The organism is Cobetia sp. PS-4MA (genome assembly GCF_057670765.1).
Map to the genome: position 1 here is coordinate 690,936 of NZ_CM173107.1, position 25,544 is coordinate 716,479.

Here is a 25,544-nt window from a genome sequence, read left to right on the forward strand (position 1 = left end):
GCGTGACGGGAGTGACCGGTGCCGAGCGGGCATCAGCTTATTGCCATACGGTAGTTGTCCCTGCCCTTGAGATCGCCTAGGGTGCAGCGCTCGATGACGCAAGGACACCCGGAGACGATTCGCACGATGATCAAGCCTTATCTGACCAAGATGCGCGGAGGCCCGCTCAAGCGTGGCAAGCCGCATGTTGCCGATGCCCTGTGGTCCTGGCTGGGGGCCTTTCTCGGCATGGCGTTGATCGGCTGGATGTCATCACATTATCTGGCGGTCAGCACCTTGCTGCTGGTCGGCTCCTTCGGGGCGACCTCGGTACTGCTCTACGGTGCGCCGCATAGTCCGCTGGCGCAGCCGCGCAACGTACTGGGCGGCAACCTGTTGTCGGCGCTGGTCGGCGTGGCCTGCTATCACTGGCTGGGCGACGGCTGGCTGGCAGCCGCCATGGCAGTCTCGGTGGCACTGCTGGTGATGCAGCTGACGCATACCCTGCATCCGCCGGGCGGCGCCACGGCCTTGATCGCGGTGATCGGCGGTGAACCCCTGCATGCGCTCGGCTACTGGTATGCCTTGCTTCCCGTCGGTCTGGGGTGCCTGGCCATGCTGGTGCTGGCGGTATTGATCAATAACCTGGCGCGTCATCGTCGCTATCCGCTGCACTGGCATTGAGTCATCAGGTGCCACCACCGGGCGCGTGCTTCTGCAGTCGCCGGCGGAAGGTGATAGACTGGGTCATCGCCTGACGCGAGCGACTGGCAGCAGTCCGCCGAGGTCACCCAGACCAACGCCTTCTTCACTGTGCCTGATACGCCTCGCTCTCTCTCCCGGCACGTGCCCGGCCAGGCGCCATTCCTTAATGATCGACCAGCACGTGGCCGGTCAGCCGAAGAGATATTGATGACTGAGACTACTGCCAACTCCATCCCGGCTTTTGCCGCCCTGGGGCTGTCCGCTCCTGTACTGAAAGCGATTGCCGAGATGGGCTATTCCACGCCGTCCCCGGTGCAGGCGGGTGCGATTCCTGCCGTGCTGGAAGGTCGTGACGTGATGGCTGCCGCGCGCACCGGTACCGGCAAGACTGCCGGTTTCGCCTTGCCGCTGGTCGAGCGCCTCTCAAACGGCGCCCCTGCAGGCGCCCGCAAGATCAAGGCCCTGATCGTCACGCCGACGCGTGAACTGGCCGCGCAGATCGACGAAAACGTCACTGCCTACTCCCGTCACCTGAAGCTGCGCAATGCCGTGGTGTTCGGTGGCGTGAAGATCAATCCGCAGATCAGCCGCCTGTCTTCCGGCGTCGAGATCCTGACCGCCACACCGGGTCGCCTGCTGGACCTGCACTCCCAGAAGGCCATCGATTTCTCGGATCTCGAGACGCTGGTGCTGGACGAAGCGGACCGCATGCTGGACATGGGCTTCATCCACGACATTCGCCGCCTGCTCAAGCTGCTGCCGACCAAGCGGCAGACGCTGCTGTTCTCCGCGACCTTCTCGGACGAGATTCGCGGCATGGCCAACAAGCTGCTCAATGATCCGGTCGCCGTGGAAGCCAGCCCGCGCAACACCACGGCCGAGAAGGTCGAGCAGCATATCCATACCGTGGAGAAGAGCCACAAGCCTTCGCTGCTCAAGCATCTGATCCTCAAGGAAAACTGGCATCAGGTGCTGGTCTTCACGCGTACCAAGCATGGGGCCAACCGTCTGGCGACCAAGCTCGAGAAGTCCGGCATCAGCGCCGCGGCGATTCATGGCAACAAGAGCCAGAATGCCCGTACCAAGGCATTGGCCGGTTTCAAGAACGGCGAAGTGCGCGTGCTGGTTGCCACCGATATCGCGGCACGTGGCCTGGATATCGAGCAGCTGCCGCAGGTCGTGAACTACGAACTGCCCAATGTCCCGGAAGACTACGTTCACCGGATCGGACGTACCGGTCGCGCCGGTGCCAGCGGGCGTGCCATCTCGCTGGTTTCCAGCGATGAGCGCAAGGAGCTCGGCGGTATCGAACGTCTGCTCAAGGGCAAGCTCAAGCGTGTCGAAGTGGAAGGTTTCGTGCCGGAAGTCGACGTCGAGCCGGAACGTGAGCCGCGTCAGCCGCGTGGCGGCCAGCGCACTGGCGGCCAGCGCCCTGGCGGCAAGCCTGCCGGTGAAGGTCGTGGCAATGGCGGTCAGCGCTCTGACGGCCAGCGTAATGGCGGCCAACGCACTGGCGGCGCTCGTTCGGATGGTCAGCGCACTGGTGGCAAGCCTGCCGGTGAAGGCCGTGGCAATGGCGGTCAGCGCTCTGACGGCCAGCGCACTGGCGGCGCTCGTTCGGGCGGTCAGCGCACTGGCGGCGCTCGTTCGGATGGTCAGCGCACTGGTGGCAAGCCTGCTGGTGAGGGCCGTGGCAATGGCGGTCAGCGCTCTGACGGCCAGCGCACTGGCGGCCAGCGCCCGCAAGGTGGCGGTGCCAATCACGACGACGACAATCGCGGCAATCGTGCTCCCGCACCGCGTGAGGTGGATGGCAACCGCGTCGCGCCGCGCCCGGAAGTGAACGGCAATCGCGCGCCGGAGGCACCGTCCAGTGAAGAGCGTCCGCGTCGTCGTTCGCGTGGTGGCCGCAATCGCTCCAGCGGTGGCAATGGCGGTGGTGGCCGCTCCAACGGCTGAGCCTTGCGGGACAGACTGAAGTCGTGAACCAGAACGCCCCGACAACTACCGGTTGTCGGGGCGTTCTGCGTTTCAGAGATGGCGGAAGGAAATCAGACGTCTTCTTCCCAGTCGATCTCATAGTCCGGGCCTGTGCCCTGGATGTCTTCATCGCCACGCACACCGTCACCGCGCAGGCGGGTGTGGATGGCCAGCATCACCATCACCTCGTTGTCCGGTCGGAAGGGCTGCAGCCCCTGCTCGAACAGCATGTTGTTGCGTTCGCGTGCCCAGTCGCCGGGGGATAGTTCCGGATAGAGGCCCTCGGCAGGAGCAAACTCGATGAAGGGATCCATGTTGTAGGCATCGAACAGACGCGCCAGCGCCTGTTCGTCATCCATGACGCCGGTGGTATAGAGCGTGGTCTGGTAGTAGTCCTGCTCCAGCTCCTTGAGCACGTCGAGAGGGCTGACGCCGAAGCTTCTCAGGTCATCCAGGCTGTAGTCGCCCAGTTCCAGCATTTCCCCATCCAGCCATTCATCGTCAGGCTGAATCAGGACATGCTTCATCTGCCCATCGGGCAGGGCCCAAGCGATGGCCAGGGGCAGGCTTGAGTCCTCGCCTGTCTCGACGGCGATGAAGGCGGGGAAGTCGCCTGTTTCAGGTTCGTATTCGTGCATTGTCGTGTCCAGAGCAGGGAAGCGTGCAAAGAAGGGCGTGCAAGGGAAGGCGTGCCGTGTCAGGCCGCGGGCAGGCGGAAGAAGCGGGTGGCAGTCGCCGTGGTGGCCTGCGCCAGCGCTTCCATCTCCATGCCGCGCAGGGCAGCGACCTCGGCCAGAATCCAGACCAGCAGCGAGGGTTCGTGGCGGCGTCCCTTGAGCTTGGCGGGCAGATTGCGTGGCACCAGATAGGGGCAGTCGGTTTCCAGCATCAGGCGTTCCAGCGGAATCTCGCGACACAGGCTGCGCAGGTGCTCGCCGCGGCGTTCATCGCACAGCCAGCCGGTCAGCCCGATATGCAGGTCGAGATCCAGATAGCCATATAGTGTCTCACGCTCGCCGGTGAAGCAGTGCACGACCGCGTGGCTGATGTCGTCCCGCCAATGCTTGAGCATCTCGAGCATCTGTCGGCCGGCGTCACGTTCATGCAGAAACAGTGGCAATCCTGTCTCGGCGGCAAGGGTCAGCTGGGCCTCGAAGGCGCGAGCCTGCTCGGCGGGCGTGGAAAAGTTGCGATTGAAATCCAGGCCGCATTCGCCCACCGCGACCACTTCCGGCTGGGCCAGCAGCTCCCGGATACCGCGCTCGACACCATCGTTCCACTGGCTGGCATCATGCGGATGCACACCGGCGGTGGCAGAAAGGCCACGATAGCGCGCCGCCAGCGCCTGAGCCTCACGCGAGCCGTCCAGGCTGGTGCCGGTCAGGATCTGCTGGCTGACGCCCGCCGCGCGAGCTCGCAGCAAGGTGCCCTCGATGTCCTGAGCATAGCTTTCATGGGTCAGGTTGACGCCGATGTCGATCAGCGGCGTCGGGCTTGCGAAGCGCAGCGCCGGCGCCAGCCGTGTCAGGGCCGTATGGCGCTCGCTATCATCGAGGGACAGGTCGGCGCACAGGTCGGCAAGCGAGGTCTCGCTCAGTTGCTCCGGGTCATAGCAGGGCAGCGCTGAGGGATCAGCATGGGGAGGAAGCGCGGACATCGAACACCCTTGAGTCACGGGGGAGGGAGAAGGAACACGGCAGTGAAAGGCGTACCAGGTCGTCTGCTGGCCTGGCACTCGAGAGTCCGGCACCGGGCGATCGGCTCGTTGGCAATGCCAGGCGCACGACGTGCTTTCAAGTGGTCGGCCATTCTACCCAAGCCGCCGATGTCTTTCAGCCCTTGCGGTGTCTTCCATCGCCTGTACGCTGCGCCTCGGGTAGAATGGCGTCATTCTCCGGCGCGCGTCGCTGGCGGCGGCCTGTCCGCCTGACTCCCACTTCCTCCGCGGCCTTCCCGGCTCCGGACCCGTCACGAGTTGCTGCTGCACATGGCATTGTTACGACTGGAAAACTTACAGCTGGCCTATGGCCATCACGTTCTGCTCAATGGGGCGGATCTTGTCGTCGAGCGCGGCGAGCGCCTGGCGCTCGTCGGCCGCAATGGTACCGGCAAGTCGACCCTGCTCAAGCTGATCACCGGCGAGTTCCAGGCCGATGCCGGTGAGCTGTGGAAGGCGCCGGGCCTCAAGATCGGCGTGCTCTCTCAGGACCTGCCGGCGGCGGAAGGTCGCACGATCTTCGATATCGTTGCCGAAGGCCTGCCGCAGGCAGGTGCGCTGCTGGCGGAATACCATCACCTGATCAGTGATCCGGAGCCGGACCTCAAGCGTCTCGAGCACGTGCAGGTCGCGCTGGAAAGCGTCGATGGCTGGCAGTTCCAGCAGCGTATCGATACCGTGCTGACCCGCCTGGGCCTGCCGGAAGACACCATGATGGAAGATCTCTCCGGTGGCTGGCGTCGGCGTGTCGCGCTGGCGCGTGCGCTGGTATCCGACCCGGACCTGCTGCTGCTCGATGAGCCGACCAACCATCTGGATCTCGATACCATCGCCTGGCTGGAAGAGCAGGTCGCGGCCTTCTCCGGCGCCGTGCTGTTCATCACCCACGACAGGGCCTTCCTCAAGCGCCTGGCGACCCAGATTCTGGAGCTGGACCGTGGCCGCCTCGGCCGTTATCCGGGCGATTACGCGGCCTATCAGGCCCAGAAGCAGCACGAGATGGATGTCGAGGCCAAGGAAAACGCCGAATTCGACAAGAAACTGGCCCAGGAAGAGACCTGGATCCGCCAGGGCATCAAGGCGCGCCGCACCCGTAACGAAGGTCGCGTGCGCGCGCTGGAGAAGATGCGTGATGAGCGTGGACAGCGTCGTGAGGTGCAGGGCCGTGCGCGTATCGCCGTCGATTCTGCCGAGCGCAGCGGCAAGCGCGTCGTGGAACTGGAAAATGTCAGCTATCGCTACGACGAGGCGCAGGACAAGTGGGTCATCCGTGACCTGAGCGTCGAGATCCAGCGCGGCGACAAGGTCGGCCTGCTGGGGCGCAACGGCGCGGGCAAGACGACGCTGCTGCATATCCTGCTGGGTCAGCTCGAGGCCAGTGAAGGCAAGCGCATCGAAGGCACCAAGCTGCAGATCGCCTACTTCGATCAGCTGCGCAAGGGCCTGGACATGGAAGCCACCGTCTACGACAACGTGGCGCGCGGCAGCGACCGTGTCACGGTCGGCGGGCGTGACATGCACGTGATGAGCTACCTGCAGAACTTCCTGTTCACGCCGGACCGCGCGCGTCAGCCGGTGCGTTCGCTGTCAGGGGGCGAGTCCAATCGCCTGCTGCTGGCGCGTCTGTTCACCATGCCGGCCAACGTGCTGGTGCTGGATGAGCCGACCAACGACCTGGATGTCGAGACGCTGGAGCTGCTCGAGGAGCTGCTGCTCGACTTCGACGGTACCGTGCTGCTGGTCTCCCACGACCGTGCCTTCATGGACAACGTGGTCACCAATATCCTGGCCTTTGAGGGCGACGGGATCGTCAAGCCGTATGTCGGGGGCTACAGCGATTGGATACGTCAGGGCGGGCATCTGCCGCCGGCACCGTGGGAAGTCGAGCGTGAGCGCGAGGAAAAGCACCGTCGTGAGGCGCAGGCCGAGGATGAGCGTCGCAAGCGTGAGGCCGCCCAGGCGCAGCAGGCCCCCAAGAAGGTCAAGCTGCCCTACAAGTTCCAGCGCGAGCTGGATCTGATTCCGGCGACCATCGAGACGCTGGAAGCGGAGATCGCGACGCTGGAAGCCGAGATCGCGGCGCCGGAGTTCTACACAGGGGATGCCAAGGCGGTGAAGAATACGCTGGAGAAGCTCAGCCACAAGCAGCAGGTGCTGGAAGAGACGATGGAACGCTGGATGGAGCTTGAGGCCATGCAGGAAGGCTGAGTCTCTTTTCTCGTCTCCCCGGGTGCGAAATGACACGAGGGCAGCCATTGGCTGCCCTCGTGTCATCTCGGCTCACTGACCGCCGGCGTCATTCTTCGCTGTCATCTGCCCCCACCCGGACGGCCAGCACATCACACTGGGCACCATGCAGGACACCAGTGGAAGTGGAGCCCAGCAGCAGGGCGAAGCCATGGCGACCATGTGAGCCGACCACGATCAGATCCACGTCATGTTCTGCGGCAAAGCGATGAATCTCGCTGTCCGGCATGCCGACCACGACATGCTGATCTTCAGGCGCGATACCGTGTGGCGTGGCGATGTCCCCCAGTCGCTCACGGGCATGGGAATCCAGCTGATCCTGAATGCTGGTCAGATCCATCGGGATGTCCCCGCCATAGGCAAAGCCCAGTGGCTCGAGGGTATGCATGATGGACACCTTGGCACCATTGCGCTTGGCGATGGGCAGTGCGCGTTCCAGTACCAGGTGGGAATCCTTGGTCAGATCGACAGCGACCAGTACATGCTTGTATTCGTTGCTCATCCTGAATTCCTCCCGTAGAGGTGGGCCATTCGAGTGGCGTCGTGCACCTGCTTCCATGCTAGGCTTGCCGCCCCCCGGAAGACAATGACTTGCATCAACGTATTGCCAGTGCGCCAGGCGCAACCCCCGTACGCGGTTGGATGGCTCGGGCTCTGGGCACGTTTCTGGTTGTCCGCACGGCGGCGTTTTCCGCAGTCGTTCGATGATGACGCGAATTTCTTACTGACACTTCCTGGCAGGACATTTCATGACGACAGCTCTGATCATCATTTTCGTGGTGCTGGCGATGTTGTCGCCGCTGACATGGTTACGCCCCAGCAAGCGTGAGACACGCACGTCACTGGTGCGCAAGGCCGTGATCGCGGACGGCATGCGGGTTGACCTGAAGGCCGCACCGCTTTCGGATGCCCCCAAGGGGATCGTCGGCTATCGTCGTCCCTGGCCCACCGAGCGCGATGTCACCCCCTTCATCCTCGTCCACGACGAGTGGGCCAGCGATGCACTGCGTGAGGCCGTGCCCGGATATCGTTGGCGTGAAGAGAGTCGCCTGGCGGAGGACCCCGACTTCGCGGCCGCTCTGGAACATCTCACGCGGGCATTGCCGGAGGATGCCCTGATGCTGGAGTCCTCACTGTCCGGCTTGACGCTGTGGTGGGGGGAGAGCCTGGCACTGGAAGACTGCGAGGCGTGGCGCCGGGAGTTCGAGGCACTGCATGCCCTGTTGATCGCCAAGGCCCCCATTGCCCATCGCCGCCGTCCGTTGGTGGGGACAGAGCCCAGAATGCCGGGCGGGTGAGCGTGATATCTCGGGCTGCCCTCGGCCGCGAACAGGGCCGGCGCGTGACCTGAGCTTGCCTTGAACGTCTTGCAAAAAAGCCCCCGTCGAGTCACTCGATGGGGGCTTTTTCCTTTCCCGCTGGCGTATCCGGACACGCTCGCTCAGGCGCTTTCCGGCACCTTCTCGGAGATTTCCAGGCCATTGCGTTCCATGACGCGCAGGCATTCGCAAAATTGGTCGACCTGCTCCGGCGTGAGCCCCTCGAGCATCTCGATACGGGTCTGCTCGGCGATGGCATCGATCTTCTCGATCAGCGGCAGTGCCTTGTGTGTCAGGAAGATGCGCTTGGTGCGGCGGTCTTCCTCACAGGCGCGGCGTTCCACCAGCCCCTGTTCGCTGAGCTGATCCAGCGTGCGTACCAGAGACGGTGCCTCGATGCCGATGGAGCGTGCCAGATCACATTGTGGCTGGCCGTCTCCGAGTCGCCACAGGTGTACCAGCGTCATCCAGCGGGTTTGTGTCAGCCCAAGCGGGGACAGTCGCTGGTCCAGGATGGCGCGCCATAGGCGCGGCAGGCGGGAAAGCTTTAGCCCGATATCTTCATGCATGGGTATGTCGTCCACAGAGTGCAAAGGATGAGTGGGCTTTTATCCTGGCACCCCTCGGTGCCGCCCTTGTCCTCAGCATGCTAGGCAGCCTGGATAATTACAAGCCTGCGAACGAATTTTACGCCCAAGGTCGAGTAACCGAGGGTTCACGCTTCAGGGTCACTCACGTCGCGAAGCGTCACAGGCCCGGAATCAGGTTGGTGATCCGCCAGCCGGGGATGCCCGCCGGCCGTGCCAGGCTGCTGTCCGCGAAGGTGGCTACCTGCGGATCATCACTGACGAGGAAGCGCAGGCTGCCGATGCGCTGCCCGTTCATGGTCTCGACATCGATTTCCCATTCCCCCTCGCTGCCCTTGGGGAAGGCCGTCTTGTGTGTCCATGCCCGATAACCTTCCTTGCGACCGCCGTTGATGTTCAAGGCGATGCGATCCACCACTTCTCCGTCATGTCGCCAGACGTGATAGACCTTCTCTGACAACCCGCGCGGGGCGCGAATGGCCGTGTAGGCGTAGAGGCCTCTGGCGGAAAGTTGTGCTGGGGTCAGATGCATCTCGCCCCGCGGTGTCCGCGCCGCGGTGTCGAAGTCCGGCGAGAGGCTGCTGGCGTTGATCCAGAGCGTGGCAGGCGGAATCCAGGCGCGTGCCCCCCATGCGCCCACCCCCAGCATCACGCTGATGCCGATCATCGCCAGGCCACCGACCAGCCCGCGGGCAATCCGCAGGTTGGCGACACTGGGCAGCGCGAACAGGCTCATCGCGGCACAGGCAGCCAACAGACTCTCGCCGGTGGTCAGTTCCAGCAGCAGGGGCAGGGTGACCAGTACCACGACGAATACGCACAGGGCGTGGAAGCCGAAGTACAGCCAGCGATGGCGCTCGGCCAGTCGGTAGTAGAAGGGGTCGAGTATCGACAGCAGAGTCGCGCCGCACAGCAGCAAGGTGAAGCCTGCCTGGCCACTGGCCCAGTCGGTCGTCGCCAGAAAGAACGGCAACGTGAAGCACAGGGTCTCCTGCTGGATCAGCTGCGCCACGAAGGTGGCCAGCTTGCGGGGCAGGGCATTCTGGCCGCGATGACGGCGCAGACGGCTCCACAGGCCTTCGGCGATCAGGATCAACCAGGCCAGCATCATGCCCAGCGCCAGCATGCCACCCAGCCATTGCTGACGATTGACGAGGAAGAAACTGCAGATGCCCGCAGCGAAGCCGATGGGAGGCCATAGCCAGTGCCAGCGCTTGGTGCGTTCGACGATGCCGGTCAGGCGCAGATACAGGGCGGTGAGAGTGCTGCTCATGAAAGCATGATATCGGTGTGGCCTTTGAGAGCCTGCTGGAGGGCAAGGATATGCCGCTGCCAGCCTGCGTGTCGGGAAAGCGCCAAGAGTAACGCGACTGCCTTTCCGGGTGTAGCGTCGATCTTTGCCCACACCCGCTGTCGAAGTCAGGCGCAAGAGACAGGAACCGGCATGGAGACAGCCCCGGACCCCCGACCTTTCGCTAATGTCCGCAGGCTTGATCTTTGCCCGTCTCTGGCCCAAGCTGGCTGTATTCAAACGCTTGTATGAAGCGCTGTGGCGAGAGATGACTCTCCTGCGGCGCCTCTGGAAGCTTCGAGTCCGGCGAGGCCGGTTGCCAGCGCACCCATGGCAGAGACCATCCTGCGCCTGACAGCCCCTTCACCCCTTTCTCTTGTGGAGATCCGTGGATGATCTATTCAGGCAAAACGCTATCCGTCGAGGCCAATCAGGACGCCATCGCCCTGTTGACGCTCGACCTCGAAGGCGAATCGGTCAACAAGCTGGCCAGCTACGTACTCAAGGAGCTGGGGGAGGCGGTGGAGGCCATCAAGGCGACGGCCGACCTGAAGGGGCTGGTCATCCGCTCCGCCAAGGAAGCGTTCGTGGTCGGTGCCGATATCACCGAGTTCCATCAGATGTTCGAGAAGGATGAAGCCTTCCTCATCGACATGAACATGACCGTCCATGGCATCTTCAATGCCATCGAGGACCTGCCGTTCCCCACCGTCACCGCCATCAATGGGCTGGCGCTGGGCGGCGGCTGCGAGATCACCCTGACCACCGACTTCCGCGTCATGGCGGACAGCGCGAAGATCGGCCTGCCGGAGACCAAGCTCGGCATCATTCCGGGCTGGGCGGGCTGCGTACGTCTGCCGCGCCTGATCGGGGCGGACAACGCCATCGAATGGATCTGTGGTGGCACCGAGAATCGCGCCGACAAGGCCCTGGCAGTCGGCGCCGTCGATGCCGTGCTGCCGGTGGCCGAGCTGGACGCGGCGGCACTCGACATTCTGGCGCGCGCCAATGCGGGTGAGCTGGACTACATGGCACGGCGTCTCGAGAAGACCTCGCCGCTCAAGCTCAATGCCATCGAGCAGATGATGGCCTTCGAGACCGCCAAGGGCTTCGTGGCAGGCAAGGCCGGCCCGCACTATCCGGCGCCGGTGGAGGCCATCAAGGTCATCCAGAAGGGCGCGGGCGAATCGCGTGAGCGTGCCCAGGCCATCGAGGCCAAGACCTTCGCTCGGATGGCGCTGACCGACGTGGCCTTCAATCTGGTCGGCCTGTTCATGAACGATCAGGTGGTCAAGAAGAAAGCCAAGGGATACGAGAAGCAGGCGAGCAAGATCCAGCAGGCTGCCGTACTGGGTGCCGGCATCATGGGCGGTGGCATCGCCTATCAGAGCGCCAGCAAGGGCACACCGATCCTGATGAAGGACATCAATGGCGAGGCCATCGAGCTTGGCCTGAAGGAAGCGCGCAAGCTGTTCGGCAAGGGCGTCGAGCGGGGCAAGCTGACCACCGAGAAGATGGCGCAGGGGCTGTCCAACATTCGCCCGACGCTGTCCTATGGCGATTTCGGCAACGTGGATCTGGTCGTCGAGGCCGTGGTCGAGAACCCCAAGGTCAAGGCGTCGGTGCTGGCCGAGCTCGAGGACAACGTGGCGGATACCACCATCCTGACGTCCAACACCTCGACCATTTCCATCACGCGTCTGGCGGAATCACTCAAGCGTCCCGAGAACTTCTGCGGCATGCACTTCTTCAACCCGGTGCATCGCATGCCGCTGGTGGAAGTCATCCGTGGCGAGAAATCCAGCGACGCGGCGATCGCCGCGACCGTCGCCTACGCCCGTCAGATGGGCAAGACACCGATCGTCGTCAACGACTGCCCGGGGTTCCTGGTCAACCGCGTGCTGTTCCCCTACTTCGGTGGCTTCAGCCTGCTGGTCGAGAAGGGCGCCGACTATCAGCGCGTCGACAAGGTGATGGAGAAGTTCGGCTGGCCGATGGGCCCGGCCTACCTGCTGGATGTGGTCGGCATGGACACTGCGGTCCACGCCAATGCGGTGATGGCCGAAGGCTTCCCGGATCGCATGGCGCGTGAGGGCAAGACCGCCATTCAGGTGATGTACGACAACAAGCGACTGGGTCAGAAGAATGACCTGGGCTTCTATCGCTATGAGGAAGACCGCAAGGGCAAGCCGAAGAAGCTGCCTGATGAAGCGGCGCAGGCACTGGTCAGTGAAGTGGTCAGCGAGACGCGCGAATTCTCCGATGATGACATCATCGCGCGCATGATGGTGCCGCTGTGCATGGAAACCATCCGGTGTCTGGAAGATGACATCGTCGGTACGCCGGCCGAGGCGGACATGGCCTTGATCTACGGCATCGGTTTTCCGCCGTTCCGTGGTGGCGCACTGCGCTACGTCGATGCCATGGGCGTGGCCGAGTTCGTCGCGCTGGCCGACAGCCTGGCCGATGAGCTGGGGCCGCTGTATCGCCCGACCGAGGCACTGCGTGAGCGCGCCAAGCGCGGCGACGCCTTCTACGCCTGAGCCTTTGATTGCTGAGCACACCCAAGTGGGGCCAGCACTATCCGACCAGAATTTTCGGCTCTCGCGACAGCGAGGGCCATGAGGGAGCCAGACAATGAATCTGAATCCGAGAGATGTGGTAATCGTCGATGGCGTGCGCACTGCCATGGCCAAGGCCAAGAATGGGGCCTTCCGCCACGTGCGCGCCGAGAACCTGTCCGCCGCGGTGATGCAGGCGCTGTTCGATCGCAATCCCGGTCTGGTGCCGGCAGAGGTCGATGACGTCATCTGGGGCTGCGTCAACCAGACCCTGGAACAGGCCATGAACATCGCGCGCAATGCCGCCATCATGACCGGCATCCCGCGCAGCGTGCCGGCGCAGACGGTCAACCGTCTGTGTGGCTCCTCGATGAGCGCGCTGCATATCGCCACCGCCAACATCAAGGCCGGCATGGGCGACTTCTACATCATCGGGGGTGTCGAGCACATGGAGCACGTGCCGATGGCGCATGGGGTCGACGTCAACCCGGCGGCCAGCAAGCACGCGGCCAAGGCCGCGATGATGATGGGCCTGACCGCAGAACTGCTCGGCAAGATGCACGGCGTGAGTCGTGAGCAGCAGGATGAGTTCGGCGTGCGCTCTCACCAGCGTGCCCAGGCGGCCGCCGATGAAGGTCGTTTCGATGACGAGATCATCGGCGTCGAGGGCCATGATGCCGAGGGGCGCCGCGTGATGGTGACCCGTGATGAGGTCATCCGGGGCGATGCCAGCATGGAATCGATGGGCAACCTCAAGCCGGTGTTCGATCCCAAGGGCGGCACCGTGACGGCGGGCACCTCTTCCGCGCTGTCCGTGGGTGCCTCGGGCATGGCGGTGATGAGCGCCGAGCGCGCCGAAGCGCTGGGTCTCAAGCCCATCGCCCGCGTACTGTCCACCGGTGTGGCCGGGTGCGATGCCTCCATCATGGGCTACGGCCCGGTACCGGCCTCCAAGCAGGCACTCAAGGCAGCGGGGCTGACCATCGACGATATCCAGACCGTCGAGCTCAATGAGGCCTTCGCGGCGCAGTCGATTCCCGTGCTCAAGGACCTCGGCCTGCTGGAACGCGCCGACACGGCGGTCAACCTCAACGGCGGCGCCATCGCGCTGGGGCACCCGCTGGGCTGTTCCGGCTCGCGTATCTGCACCACCTTGCTCAACGTCATGAAGCAGCAGAACACGCGCCTGGGTCTGGCGACCATGTGCATCGGCATGGGCCAGGGCGTCGCGACCGTGTTCGAGCGACTCGACTGAACGTCAGCGGCTTCGGTCAGCGCCTTTCGTCAGCGATCAGGCCTCGCTGATACCTCAAGCGGCATGTCTTCGGACATGCCGCTTTTTCGTCGGCAGGCTTTTGTCTGGAAACGAGAAGGGCGGCGCAGTATCGTGGCAGTGGGCGATTAAGCGTGACGTCGCCCCGGGCTTGATGATCGAGGTTACGTGAGGGAGTCGCATCGATGGATTGGAACCATGTCGAGCAGGATCTGCCGTGTGCAGCACCGCCACGCCCCCTGCCGCATCCCCTGACGTTCCGGCTGCCTCCGGGCAGCATTGATTGCCATCTTCATGTGTTCGGCGATCCGGTGCGTTATCCGCTGGCGGAAGACAGGACCTACAACCCTGCCGAATTCGGGCTCAAGGACGCGCTGGAAATGCACCACGCGCTTGGCGCCCGTCATGGCGTCCTGATCCAGCCAAGTGTCTATGGCTATGACAATCGCCTGCTGTGCGACAGCCTCGAGAACTGTCGTGAGCGCGGGCTGGATTATCGCGGCATCGCCGTGGTCTCGCCCGAGATCAGTGATGCAGAGCTTGAGCGGCTCTCCAGGCTGGGCGTCTGCGGGGTGCGCCTCAATCTGATCTTCTCCGGCGGGCTGCGCTGGCGTGATGTCGTGCTGCTGGCGGACCGTCTGGCCCGCTTCGACTGGCATCTGGAATGCCTGATCGATGTCTCGACCTTCCGTGACATGGAGGCACGGCTCGGCAGTCTGCCGGTGCCGGTGGTGATCGACCACATGGGCCACCTTGCGGCTTCACGGGGGCCGGAATGTCCCGGTTTCACCGCGCTGTGTCGGATGCTCAAGCAGGGACGTACCTGGGCCAAGCTGTCGGCGCCATATCGACTCACCACCCGGGGACGCCTGCCGTATTCCGATGTCACGGCACTGGCGCGGGCACTGGTCGCCGCCAATCCCGAACGCGTGGTGTGGGGCAGTGACTGGCCGCATCCGCATATCGGGGTCGAGATGCCGGAGGAGGACACGCTGGCGGAATTGATGCAGCGCTGGCTGCCGGAGCGCGAGATGCGCGAGAAGATCTTCCGCGACAATCCACGCAAGCTCTATGGGTATCCCGCCTTCGTGAAGTCGAAGGTCGAGGAGGCGCACTGAGCGCGGATCGAACGCCCACCTGAGTCTCAGGGGCGTGCCGCAATGACAGAAGCCCCCGTCAGTGAACTGGCGGGGGCTTCCTGGCATGGCTACAGCGTCTTGAACGCCACACGCGTGCCATGGGCCAGCAGGCTGGCATTGTCGACCGGAGTCGTGGGTAGGCCGATCATCTCATCCTGAACTTCCGCCCAGGTCTGCACGCCATGCGTCAGCCCCAGCGGCAGCAACAGGCGACTGACCCACTGCGTGCCGGTGAAGCGCAGGGACTGGCCATCTTCATCGACCAGACGACTGATGCCGTCGGCATGATGCAGGCGCACCAGATACAGCCCCTGATCCAGCGTCTGGATCTCCACGGTCAGCGTGTTGCCTTCGGCGAGCCATCGACGCAGGGTCTCGACACTGACGCCTTCGCCAAGCAACGGGGGTGTCATCTGCATGGGATCTCCCTCGTGTCAGAGGCACGTCGGACCGTGCCAGGATCACCCCACCTTGTAGGCGTGAGGCAGTTCGGCCAGCGGGCCGCGTCCACCGGCGAGCGTCAGGGCGAGATCCACCATCCCGTCCCAGATAGGCAGCGTCATTCCACCCTTGATCGCCATGTCGAGTCGCTGCGAGAACAGCAGCAGCTTGTGCAGACGCTTGTGGGGCAGACGATTGAGCGCCTGTTGATAGAAGGGACGCCGCTTGTCGAAGATCATCGGTTTCTGCGCCTTGCAGGCATGTTCGAAGCTCTGGCCTTGATCGAGGTGCTGACGCAGCGAGAGCAGGGTGCGCAGCTCGCGCGTCAAGGCCCACAGGATCACCGGCGGCTCGACCCCTTCTCCCCGCAGACCCAGCACGATACGCCCGCTGCGCTCGATCTCGCCCTTCAGGCAGGCATCCGCCAGCGTGAAGACATCATAGCGGGCATTGTCCTCGACCCCCTGGGCGATGGCATTGCCATCCAGGCGTGCGCCCGGCGGGTGCAGCAGCGCCAGCTTCTGCAGCTCCTGATCCGCGGCCAGCAGATTGCCCTCGATGCGCTCGGCCAGCAGCCGGGCGGCGTCCTGATTCAGTTCCAGGCCATGCAGGCGGGCGCGATCACGAATCCAGAATCCGAGGCGGGAATGATCCACCGGCCAGACCGCGATGAACACTCCCACCTTCTCGAGCGCCTTGAACCACGCCGTCTGCTGCACCTTGCGGTCGAGGCGTGCGGCGGTGATCAGCAGGATGTCGCCATCCTTCTCGATGCGCTCGGCATAGGCCTTGAGCACCTTGCTGCCTTCCTGGCCGGCGCTCTGGGTGCCCAGCCGCAGCTCGATCAGCTTGCGCGAGGCGAACAGTGACATGCTGGCGGCGGATTCGGTCAGACGGCCCCACTGGAAACCGTTCTCGACGTGAAGGACTTCCCGCTCCTCGACGCCGGCCGCACGCGCCGCGCGCCGGATGGCGTCGCAGCTTTCCTGATGGATCAGAGGCTCGTCGCCCGCCACGATATAGACCGGAGACAGGCGCTTGTTGAGTTGCTCTTCCAGCTTGTCGGGATAGACCTTCATGAATGTCCTTCGATCCTGCACGGGAGAGGGCGGTGACGCTGGATGGCGGCAGACGCACACGGCTCCGCGGTGGTCGGTTGCCCGATAGCGCGGAGCCGTGATGGTGGTGCGGTCTACTGGTGAGCGTCTCGCCAGGTCAGAGAGTTCAGGGGGTGATGGCGCGCAGGCGGTCCATCAGCTGACGACTCAGCTCACGATCATTCTGCTCACCGGCACGTTCACGCACGTCATCGGTGTTGAGCAGGTTGTCGTCGTTGGTGTAGTAGTCGCTGCTGGCTTCCAGCTCCTGCTGGTTGGCCAGGTAGGCACCGTCCGACTTGCGTTGCAGCGAGTAGACGACACGATAGGTCAGCTCGCGCTTGATGCTGCCTGCATCACCAAAGGTGATCTGATGGACGTCTTCATTCAGCTTGCCCAGATTCAGGCGCAGTGGTGCATCATCGCTCAGGCGGATGTCGGCCTGCTTGAGCGATTCGCGCAGCGCGTCGTGGGTATCGGTGTTCGGTGCCTGGACATCGAGTTCAGTGATGGCCATCGGCGTGGCGTCGTAATCGCGCAGCTGGAAGCCACAGCCGCTCAACGTCAGCGCGACGCCGACGCCAATGGCCGCCATCAGGCGGCGAGGAGCCGACCGGCGCGGGGCAGCTGACGCTGCGGTCTCGCCGGGGCTGCGTGATGCGTCCACTGATGCACTGTTGGAATTCGCCTGCGTCACCGTGACCTCCTGTCATGAACGAGTGTCATGAATGTCCTGCGAGAGCGCTGCATGCTCCGGAGATTCCCGCAAGCCATGCCGCGCACGAAATTTGGCTGCCAGCCATCCGCAAGAGGATGTGGATGGCTGGCAGGAGCCCGACGCGCTCAGGCGCCGGGTGCGGGGCGTGCCCCGGTATCGCCTCAGTTGGCGACGATGTTGACCAGCTTGCCCGGTACCACGATGACCTTGCGCACCGTCTTGCCATCGGTGTGCTTGGTGACGTTGGCATCTGCCAGGGCAGCAGCCTCGATGGCATCACGGTCGGCATCGGCGGCGAAGGACAGACGCGCCCGCAGCTTGCCGTTGACCTGCACGACCAGCTCGATGCTGTCCTTCTTCATCGCATCCCTGTCCGCGACCGGCCAGCTGGCGTCGATCACGGCTTCCTCGTGGCCCAGTGTCGCCCACAGCGAGTGGCTGGCATGCGGGATGATCGGTGACAGCAACAGCACGCAGGCCTCGACGGCTTCACGGCTGACGGCCAGGCCCTGCTCGGAGGCGTCCTCGAAGCGGCTGATGGCGTTGACCAGCTCCATCACGGCCGCGATGGCGGTGTTGAAGGTGGTACGGCGGCCGATGTCATCGCTGCACTTGGCGATGGTCTCGTGCGTCTTGCGACGCAGCGCCTTCTGGTCATCGTTCAGGCCTGCCACGTCCAACGCGGCCGGGGTGCCGGCAGCGACGTGCTCATGAACCAGACGCCAGACGCGCTTGACGAAGCGATGCGCGCCCTCGACACCGGAATCGGACCACTCCAGCGACTGCTCGGGCGGTGCGGCAAACATCATGAACAGACGTACGGTGTCGGCGCCGAAGCGGTCGATCATCGACTGCGGGTCCACGCCGTTGTTCTTGGACTTGGACATCTTCTCGGTGCCACCGATCTCCACCGGCAGGCCATCGGACTTCAGCACGGCCTTGATGGCACGGCCCTTGTCGTCGGTCTCGACGTCCACGTCCAGCGGGTTGAACCAGTCGCGGCCGCCTTTCTCGTTGATGCGGTAGTAGGTATCCGCGACCACCATGCCCTGGGTCAGCAGCTGCTTGAACGGCTCATCGCTGTCGACCAGGCCGAAGTCCCGCATCAGCTTGTGGAAGAAGCGCGAGTAGAGCAGGTGCAGGATGGCGTGCTCGATGCCGCCGATGTAGTAGTCGACCGGCAGCCAGTAGTTGGCGCGCTCGTCCAGCATGGCCTCGGCATTGTCCGCGCAGCAGAAGCGCGCGTAGTACCAGGAGGACTCCATGAAGGTGTCGAAGGTGTCGGTCTCGCGCTGCCAGCCATCGCCCAGGTCACTGAAGGACGGCATCTTCTTGATCGGCGAACCGCCGGAGGCGTCGAATTCGACTTCCAGTGGCAGCTCGACCGGCAGCTCGTCGTCGGTCAGCGGGATGGATTCGCCATTCGGACCATTCTTGACCGGAATCGGCGCGCCCCAGTAGCGCTGACGCGAGACGCCCCAGTCGCGCAGGCGGAAGTTGGTCTTGACCTCACCACGGCCCTGCTCGACCAGACGTGCGGCGATGGCATCGAAGGCGCTCTCGAAGTCGAGCCCATTGAAGTCGCCGGAGTTGATCAGCACGCCGTGCTCGGTGAAGGCGGCGTCGCTGACGTCAGGCGCGTTGCCGTCGGCATCGGCGATCACGGCTTCGATGGGCAGGCCGTACTTGGTGGCGAATTCGTGGTCGCGCTCGTCGTGGGCCGGCACGGCCATCACGGCACCGGTGCCGTATTCCATCAGCACGAAGTTGGCGACGTAGACCGGCACTTCACGGCCCGTCAGCGGATGGATGGCCTTGAAGCCCGTATCCATGCCGCGTTTTTCCATGGTCGCCATGTCGGCTTCGCTGGTGCCGCCACGCGCGCATTCGGCGTTGAACTCGGCAAGCTCGGCATTGTGCTCCGCCGCGGCCTTGGCCAGCGGGTGAGCGGCGGCGACACCGACGTAGGTCACGCCCATCAGGGTATCCGGACGCGTGGTGAAGACGGTCAGGGATTCCTGCACCTGGCTTGCCTTGGCATCGAGGCCGAAGCTGAGCTCGACACCCCGCGACTTGCCGATCCAGTTGCGCTGCATGGTCTTGACCTGTTCCGGCCACTCGACCTTGTCGAGGTCGGCCAGCAGCTCTTCGGCATAGTCGGTGATGCGCAGGAACCACTGCGGGATTTCCTTGCGCTCGATCAGCGCGCCGGAGCGCCAGCCACGGCCGTCGATGACCTGCTCATTGGCGAGCACGGTCTGGTCCGCCGGGTCCCAGTTGACGATGGAGCTCTTCTTGTAGACGACTCCCTTCTCGACCAGCTTGGCGAAGAACCATTGTTCCCAGCGGTAGTATTCGAGATCACAGGTCGCGAACTCACGGCTCCAGTCGTAGGCGAAGCCCAGCGCCTTGAGCTGATCGCGCATGTAGGCGATGTTCTCGTGGGTCCACTTGCCCGGCGCGACGTTGTTCTTCATCGCGGCATTTTCCGCCGGCAGACCGAAGGCATCCCAGCCCATCGGCTGCATCACGTTCTTGCCCTGCATGCGCTGGAAGCGCGAGATCACGTCACCGATGGTGTAGTTACGCACGTGCCCCATGTGCAGCTTGCCGCTGGGGTAGGGGAACATCGACAGGCAGTAGAACTTCTCGCGGTTGGCATCTTCCACCGCCTTGAAGCACTGATTTTTCTCCCAGTACTGCTGGGCAGCCTGTTCGATCTGGTCGGGAGCGTACTGTTGAGACGTATCCTGTGAGTCCATCGGGTCCGTTGCTACCTTGGCGTTGGCCTGTACCTGTCCAAGCGGGCAGGCAGGGCGTGAAGAGATGGGCGGTCCGCTTGGCAAGGCCGCCACTGTCAGCGATGGGGTCAAGTCTACCCCAGACGCCAGGCCTCAGGTAGGGGAGGCGACTGCCATGGCCCGCCGTGAGACCGGTCTTGACAGGGTGACGCGATATCCTGACCTGCGTCACGTCCTGCAGGCGGCCACGAGTGGGTGTGGCTTGTGAAGCAACGCCAACACCACCATGCTTGAGAGAGCGCCCCATGCCTCCCGCAGACCGGGAGACGCTGATGATACAAGGAGAGTCCATGAGCCAACCACGTGAACCCCGTGATCCGCACGATCCCGCCAGTGCCACCACGTCCTCGCATGACAGCGGCTTTGAAGATACCCCGATGCCCTCCCGCCAGCCGCAGGGCGAAGGGGAAGGACGTCTCGGCGATGCCTATGGGCGAATCCTGACGCGTCTGGAAGACAGCAGCGGCGAGTTGTCCTGGGAAGGGCTCAAGGCCGAGCTGGATGAAGCGGTGAAGTTCGAGGCCGAGGTCGAGGAGTTCACCCGTGACGAGCTGGCGCTGCTGCGTGCCTGGGTCGAGCGGGACATGCAGGAATTCCGTCGCCACCTGGCGGCCGGTGGCGAAGGGGTCGCCAGCTGGCTGGGGATTGATCTCGACGTGCTGTCGCGCAGCGTCAGTTCCGCGCTGATGTCCATCGCGGATCGCACCGTGGTGGACCGCGCGCACTTCGAGGAAGACCTCGAGGCCGCTCGCGCCGACTACACCAGTGGAGAAGTCATCGCGCCGGGGCTGCTGCACTGCGTGCATTGCGAGGCCATCACGACCTTGACGCGCCCCAGCGTACTGGAGCCCTGCCATGCCTGTGGGCACCGTTTCTTCGCACGCGGGGCGCCGCAGCCCGCGCCATCAACCGATGCGGACCCCCGGGACTGATGGCGACACCGCACGACTGGTTCCTGCCAGCGCATCAGGAGTGGACGGCCGGGCATCGCGCCCGAGCCGTCCAGTGCATGATCGCGCATTTCAATCAACAGGCTCGCCCGCGTGCCGCGGGCCTCTTCAAGCAGGTGTCCTACTACCTGTTCCTGCTGGGGGATTATCGCGCTGCCGGTCAGATACTCGGCCAGGGTTGTGATGAATGCCCCGAGGATGAAGAAATCTCCCTCAATCGGGTGGTATGCCTGTCGCGGGCGGGTGATGCGTCAGGGGCCATCGCCGCTGGGCAGAGGCTGGTCGATGGAGGAAGCCGCAATCCGGTACTGTTCGATGCATTGGCCTCCTGCTGTGCACGCCTGGGGCGCCATGCTCAGGCACGTGGCTTCGGCAGTCGCGCATTGGAGCTCAAGGATGTCGCGTACGGAGACCAGCCGCTTGCCAAGGACTGGGCATTGCCCTCCAGAGCCCCATCGGCGGTGGCAGCCGGCAAGCGGCGAGTGCTGTCCTATGGTCTCTGGGGCCAGGGGCCGCGTTATCTGAATGGCATGTTGCATAACCTGTTGCTGGCACCGGTGCTCTACCCGGGCTGGCAGGTGCGGCTGTATCACGACGACAGTGTGCCAGAGGATTTTCTGGACATCGCCCGGCAGCTGGACGCCGAGCTGGTGGAGCGCCCGAATACCGACTCACTCAGACAGCGGCTGTGCTGGCGATTTGCGGTCGCGGATGATCCCGGCGTTGGCTATTTCCTGGTGCGGGACTGCGACAGTGTCATCAGTCTTCGCGAGGTACGAGCCGTGCAGATGTGGCTGACTTCCGGGCGCTTCTTCCATGTGATGCGCGATTGGTGGACGCATACCGATCTCGTGCTGGCGGGACTCTGGGGAGGTGTCGCCGGGGTGCTGCCCTCGATGGAGGGGATGCTGGCGGACTGGAGTCCCCGGCAGGTGGAAACCCCGAACATCGATCAATGGTTTCTCAAGGAGCGCGTCTGGCGCTATCTGCGTACCAGCCTCATGAGCCATGACCGCTGTTATTCGCTGAAGGTGAACTCGCGCGCCAGCCTGGCGTTTCCCGATGATGTGCTGGGTGAGCTTCCCGCGGGCAATGCCCATGTCGGATGCGATGAATGGACGCGGGACCCGGCTTTCCAGCGTCGCCAGCTGGGGCCCTGGCTCAGGCAGGCCAGCTGGATGCAGGAGGTCACCTGAGAGCGTGAGCGTGGCAGGGTGGCATTGATGACCAGAGACACGACGGGCTGCCCATGGGCAGCCCGTCGTGTCTCTGGTCGGTGGCCTCGATGCGTCTAGCGACCCACCAGCCAGCCGATCCACTCGTGCAGTGCCCAGCGTGACTGGGTCAGCGCGGAGCTGTTGGGAATCCAGGCATCGATTCCCAGCCCGGAGACGGTGGTGTATCCCACCGGGGCCGGAATGATGGTGCGGAAGCCCTGATTCTGGAAGTTGCGCATCGCGCGCGGCATGTGCCAGGCACTGGTGACCAGCACGATCTTGTTGATGTCGTCTTCCTTGAGCATCTCGCGAGTGTAGCGCGCATTCTGCTGGGTATTCTCGCTGCGGTTCTCAAGCCAGCGCGCCGGGTAATCGAATTCATCGATCAGCGAGCGCTGCATCAGTTCCGCCAGGGTGCCATCGTCCGATGACGAGACCTTGCCGCCGGTCAGCAAGATCGGCAGCTCGGCGTTGCGCGCGACCCGCACGCCTTCGTCCAGCCGGCTGAGCGTCTCGCCGTTGATCCGGTCCCGTCCCTGCAGCTCCGGCGCATTGTAGTAACGGCCACCGGACAGCACGACCACCGCCTGAGCCTGAATCCATTCCGCCGGTGCACTGGGCTGAATGCGCTCAAGCCCGGCCATCAGGCGTGTGGAGACGACCGGTGACGCCAGGAGCCACATGCCCAGAATGGCCAGTGCCATCAGCGCCCGCGCCAGAGTCGGCCAGCGCTTGAGGATCAGCATGGTCAGGATCAGCAGCAGTAGCGGGCCGCCGGGTGGCAGTATCAGGTCCTTGATGATGCCGAGAAACTCGGTGAAGCCCATGATGGTCTCGCTTGTTCAGAGGCGCTGCCGGGCATCTCCCGGCAGCGGATAGGGGGAGCAGCGTATCAGCTGGACGCCTTCATGCCACGGCGTGCCGCCAGACGTTCACCGATGCCCAGTATCAGGCTCGGTGCCAGCAGCAGGCCCACCAGAATCCATATCGGCAGCAGTCCGAAGCGCATCCAGGGCGTCATGCCCAGCTGCAGGCGGATGTCGCCGGTGACGGTCGCTTCCTCGAACTGCGGGGCGCGGGCAATGATCTCCCCCTGTGGCGAGATGATCGCCGTCACCCCGTTGCTGGTCGCGCGCAGCAGGAAACGTCCGTTTTCCAGTGCGCGAATCTGTGCCATCTGCAGGTGCTGGAGTGGCCCGATGGAGTGACCGAACCAGGTGTCATTGGACACGGTCAGCAGCACGGTCGAGCTCAGCGCCCGCTGGCGAACCAGCTCCGGATAGACGATCTCGTAGCAGATGGCGACCCCGATACGCAGCCCGCTCACGAACAGCGGTTCCTGCTGACTGTCGCCTGATTGCATGCTCGACATCGGCAGGTCTAAGAAGCCGATGATGCCACGCAACCAGCTCTCCAGCGGCACATATTCTCCGAAGGGCACCAGATGTTCCTTGCGGTACTGGGCCGAAGGGTCATCGATGGGAATCACGCTGTTGTAGAAGCGGTTGTCGGCGTCGCGCTCGACGATGCCGGTGATCAGCCCGGTCTTGGGAGGCAGCGTCGCCTGGATGCGTTCCAGGAAGGGTTCGGCCTGATCGCGCAGCATCGGCAGTGCGGTTTCCGGCCACACGATCAGGTCGGCATCGTCCTGCACGGCCCGGGTCATCGCGGCATAGGTATTGGCCGCGCGTCGCTGGCCCTCGGCGCTCCACTTGATCAGCTGCGGCAGGTTGCCCTGCAGCAGCGCGACGCGTGCCGGCTCTCCGCCGGGATGCGTCCAGCTGGTCGGCAGCAGCAGACCCGACCCCCACAGCACCACCAATGGCACGAGGGTCAGCCAGCGCCGCCTGAGTGCCAGGTTCCACAGCAACGCACCGGACAGCGCGATGATCAGCGAGACGCCGTAGACCCCGAGTATCGGCACCCAATTGGCCAGCGGCGACCCCACCGCACTGTTGCCCAGCAGCAGCCACGGGAAGCCGGTGAAGGCCCAGGTGCGAAACAGCTCACTGATGACGAAGACGGCAGCGAACGACAGCACGTCCAGCTGGCGTGAGCAGAAGCGTTGCCACAGCCCCATCCACAGCATCGGGAACAGCGCCATGGTGGCGACGAACAGCATCGTCAGCAGCACGGCCAGCGGCATGCCGGTATAGCCGTAGTCATGGATCGAGACATAGACCCAGCTGGCGCCACTGCCGAACAGACCGACGCCATACCACCAGGCGCGCAGGAAGCCACCGCTCGGCATGCGCAGGGCGCCGTAGAGCAGCCCCGCACCCACCGGGCCCAGCCACCATTGCTCGAAGGGGGCGAAACTCAGGGTGATCAAGACACCGGCGATCAGAGCCAGCAGGTGGCCCAGCGCATTGCTCAACGACGACGTGCCCCTGAAGGCCGCCGGGTGAGGTGATTCGGACATGCCGCTCTCCTTGTAAAATGCCAGACACACCGTCGGGCATGTCTGGCATTGTCCTCTATCGATTCAGCCTGGCATCAGCGCCATGCGTCACTCACCACTGATGTGCGCGCGATGCTCAGCGGAGGGCGGGGCATCACCGGTGGCATCTTCCAGGCGGCAGACCTGCACCTGGCGAATGCGACGGTTGTCGGCATTGAGCACGGTGAAGCGCCAGCCGGCGAAGTCGGTCGACTCCTGGCGACGTGGCATGTGACCGAAGCGCTGGATCATCAGACCGCCGATGGTATCGAACTCTTCATCCGGGAAGTCGGTGGCGAAGTGCTCGTTGAAGTCCTCGATGGTGGTCAGGGCGCTGACGGCGAACTGGCCGTCGCCCAGCTCACGGATATCCTCATCCTCATCGGTGTCGTGCTCATCCTCGATGTCGCCGACGATCTGCTCGAGAATGTCCTCGATGGTGATCAGGCCCGCGGTGCCGCCGTATTCATCGATGACCACCGCCATGTGATTGCGGGTCTCGCGGAATTCCTTGAGCAAGCTGTTGAGGCGCTTGGACTCCGGGATGAACATGGCCGGACGGATGGCTTCGCGTAGATCGAAGCGCTTGCGCTCGCTATCGTTCTGCAGGATCAGCGGCAGCAGGTCCTTGGCCAGCAGGATGCCGAGCACCTCGTCGAGGTTCTCGTCGATGACGGGATAGCGGGAATGCGCCGATTCGAGGATCAGCGGCAGGTACTCCTCAGGACGCTGATCGACCTGGATGGCCTGCATCTGGGAGCGGGGGATCATCACCTCGCGGACTTGCTGGTCACTGATTTCCAGCGCGCCCTCGATGATGGCAATCGCGTCCTGATCGAGATTGAGGCGTGGGCCTACCTCGGTCAGGAACTGAAGCAGCTCACTGCGGGAGCTGGGTTCGTCGGTGTCGCTTGAGAAGGCGCCGAACAGCTTATCGAGCCAGGATTTCGAATGGCTTCCCGATCGGTCTTCGCTCATGCGTTAGTTTCTCTTTTCCTCGGTGGCGATACCCCATCGTCGTGGGGGTATCGGGGCTGCCGGGTGACGCCTGGACGAACCAGGCATCACCCGACGGCGGGTGC

Annotated in this window: 21 protein-coding genes; 9 read left to right on the forward strand and 12 right to left on the reverse strand. The window is 64.0% G+C overall.

All coding sequences use genetic code 11. The features are described 5' to 3' along the window. The first annotated feature begins 93 nt into the window (after window positions 1-93). Window positions 94-663 (forward strand): HPP family protein, encoded by a 570-nt coding sequence (locus AC26AR_RS02925; protein WP_488107523.1) that lies wholly within the window; start codon window positions 94-96, stop codon window positions 661-663. A 228-nt stretch (window positions 664-891) separates the two neighbouring features. After that, on the forward strand, window positions 892-2,643 hold the full coding sequence (locus AC26AR_RS02930; RefSeq protein ID WP_488107524.1) for a DEAD/DEAH box helicase: 1,752 nt from the start codon (window positions 892-894) through the stop codon (window positions 2,641-2,643). A gap of 92 nt (window positions 2,644-2,735) precedes the next feature. On the opposite strand, the gene AC26AR_RS02935 is transcribed toward AC26AR_RS02930, so the two are convergent. Continuing rightward, complete coding sequence (locus AC26AR_RS02935) at window positions 2,736-3,302, reverse strand: hypothetical protein (protein WP_240499589.1); 567 nt, start codon at window positions 3,300-3,302, stop codon at window positions 2,736-2,738. Window positions 3,303-3,361: 59 nt separating this feature from the next. Then, a complete protein-coding gene (locus tag AC26AR_RS02940; RefSeq protein WP_404983571.1) occupies window positions 3,362-4,321 on the reverse strand; it encodes a TatD family hydrolase in 960 nt (319 codons plus the stop codon). Window positions 4,322-4,651: 330 nt separating this feature from the next. Between AC26AR_RS02940 and AC26AR_RS02945 the strand changes: the two genes are divergently transcribed. Further along, window positions 4,652-6,589 (forward strand): ATP-binding cassette domain-containing protein, encoded by a 1,938-nt coding sequence (locus AC26AR_RS02945; RefSeq protein WP_077371354.1) that lies wholly within the window; start codon window positions 4,652-4,654, stop codon window positions 6,587-6,589. A gap of 88 nt (window positions 6,590-6,677) precedes the next feature. Here AC26AR_RS02945 and AC26AR_RS02950 read toward each other — a convergent pair whose 3' ends face one another. Next, window positions 6,678-7,130 (reverse strand): universal stress protein, encoded by a 453-nt coding sequence (locus AC26AR_RS02950; protein WP_077371357.1) that lies wholly within the window; start codon window positions 7,128-7,130, stop codon window positions 6,678-6,680. Window positions 7,131-7,377: 247 nt separating this feature from the next. Here AC26AR_RS02950 and AC26AR_RS02955 point away from each other — a divergent pair, with 247 nt between their 5' ends. Continuing rightward, window positions 7,378-7,926 carry a hypothetical protein gene (locus AC26AR_RS02955; RefSeq protein WP_084209269.1) on the forward strand — a complete coding sequence of 183 codons (549 nt, stop codon included), beginning with the start codon at window positions 7,378-7,380 and terminating at the stop codon, window positions 7,924-7,926. 143 nt (window positions 7,927-8,069) lie between these two features. Here AC26AR_RS02955 and slyA read toward each other — a convergent pair whose 3' ends face one another. After that, a complete protein-coding gene (slyA, locus tag AC26AR_RS02960) occupies window positions 8,070-8,516 on the reverse strand; it encodes a transcriptional regulator SlyA (protein WP_077371363.1) in 447 nt (148 codons plus the stop codon). Between the two features lie 178 nt (window positions 8,517-8,694). After that, a complete protein-coding gene (locus AC26AR_RS02965) occupies window positions 8,695-9,807 on the reverse strand; it encodes a DUF5924 family protein (protein WP_077371366.1) in 1,113 nt (370 codons plus the stop codon). A 410-nt stretch (window positions 9,808-10,217) separates the two neighbouring features. On the opposite strand from AC26AR_RS02965, the gene fadB reads away from it, so the two are divergent. The 3 genes from fadB to AC26AR_RS02980 all read left to right on the forward strand — a co-directional run bounded on the left by fadB (window position 10,218) and on the right by AC26AR_RS02980 (window position 14,777). Beyond that, entirely contained in the window at window positions 10,218-12,368 is a 2,151-nt protein-coding gene (gene fadB / locus AC26AR_RS02970; RefSeq protein WP_077371369.1) for a fatty acid oxidation complex subunit alpha FadB, read from the forward strand. A gap of 94 nt (window positions 12,369-12,462) precedes the next feature. Continuing rightward, on the forward strand, window positions 12,463-13,641 hold the full coding sequence (fadA, locus tag AC26AR_RS02975) for an acetyl-CoA C-acyltransferase FadA (protein WP_136938374.1): 1,179 nt from the start codon (window positions 12,463-12,465) through the stop codon (window positions 13,639-13,641). A gap of 203 nt (window positions 13,642-13,844) precedes the next feature. Continuing rightward, a complete protein-coding gene (locus AC26AR_RS02980) occupies window positions 13,845-14,777 on the forward strand; it encodes an amidohydrolase family protein (protein WP_404624938.1) in 933 nt (310 codons plus the stop codon). A gap of 89 nt (window positions 14,778-14,866) precedes the next feature. Here the strand turns inward: AC26AR_RS02980 and AC26AR_RS02985 are convergent, their stop codons facing one another. The 4 genes from AC26AR_RS02985 to leuS all read right to left on the reverse strand — a co-directional run bounded on the left by AC26AR_RS02985 (window position 14,867) and on the right by leuS (window position 19,816). Further along, window positions 14,867-15,217, reverse strand: a complete 351-nt coding sequence (locus AC26AR_RS02985) for a DUF6482 family protein (RefSeq protein ID WP_103751361.1) — start codon at window positions 15,215-15,217, stop codon at window positions 14,867-14,869. A 42-nt stretch (window positions 15,218-15,259) separates the two neighbouring features. After that, the gene (gene holA / locus AC26AR_RS02990) at window positions 15,260-16,318 is read right to left on the reverse strand and encodes a DNA polymerase III subunit delta (protein ID WP_077371377.1); all 1,059 of its coding nucleotides are present in this window, start codon (window positions 16,316-16,318) and stop codon (window positions 15,260-15,262) included. Window positions 16,319-16,463: 145 nt separating this feature from the next. Further along, window positions 16,464-17,033: an LPS-assembly lipoprotein LptE gene (locus tag AC26AR_RS02995; protein WP_488107525.1), complete on the reverse strand. Its 570-nt coding sequence runs from the start codon at window positions 17,031-17,033 to the stop codon at window positions 16,464-16,466. 182 nt (window positions 17,034-17,215) lie between these two features. Beyond that, window positions 17,216-19,816, reverse strand: coding sequence for a leucine--tRNA ligase (gene leuS / locus AC26AR_RS03000; protein ID WP_077371384.1), 2,601 nt, complete (start codon window positions 19,814-19,816; stop codon window positions 17,216-17,218). A 416-nt stretch (window positions 19,817-20,232) separates the two neighbouring features. Between leuS and AC26AR_RS03005 the strand changes: the two genes are divergently transcribed. Both AC26AR_RS03005 and AC26AR_RS03010 read left to right on the forward strand, forming a co-directional pair. Beyond that, entirely contained in the window at window positions 20,233-20,787 is a 555-nt protein-coding gene (locus AC26AR_RS03005) for a zinc ribbon-containing protein (RefSeq protein ID WP_176493267.1), read from the forward strand. Continuing rightward, on the forward strand, window positions 20,787-22,001 hold the full coding sequence (locus AC26AR_RS03010; RefSeq protein ID WP_488107526.1) for a tetratricopeptide repeat protein: 1,215 nt from the start codon (window positions 20,787-20,789) through the stop codon (window positions 21,999-22,001). The genes AC26AR_RS03005 and AC26AR_RS03010 overlap by 1 nt, the downstream gene beginning before the upstream one ends. A 95-nt stretch (window positions 22,002-22,096) precedes the next feature. Here AC26AR_RS03010 and AC26AR_RS03015 read toward each other — a convergent pair whose 3' ends face one another. From AC26AR_RS03015 to AC26AR_RS03025, 3 genes are all read right to left on the reverse strand, one after another. Continuing rightward, window positions 22,097-22,849, reverse strand: coding sequence for a YdcF family protein (locus AC26AR_RS03015; RefSeq protein ID WP_077371390.1), 753 nt, complete (start codon window positions 22,847-22,849; stop codon window positions 22,097-22,099). Between the two features lie 65 nt (window positions 22,850-22,914). Then, entirely contained in the window at window positions 22,915-24,444 is a 1,530-nt protein-coding gene (gene lnt / locus AC26AR_RS03020; protein WP_488107527.1) for an apolipoprotein N-acyltransferase, read from the reverse strand. An 87-nt stretch (window positions 24,445-24,531) separates the two neighbouring features. Beyond that, window positions 24,532-25,440 carry a CorC family transporter gene (locus AC26AR_RS03025; protein ID WP_077371396.1) on the reverse strand — a complete coding sequence of 303 codons (909 nt, stop codon included), beginning with the start codon at window positions 25,438-25,440 and terminating at the stop codon, window positions 24,532-24,534. Between the last annotated feature and the right edge of the window lie 104 nt (window positions 25,441-25,544).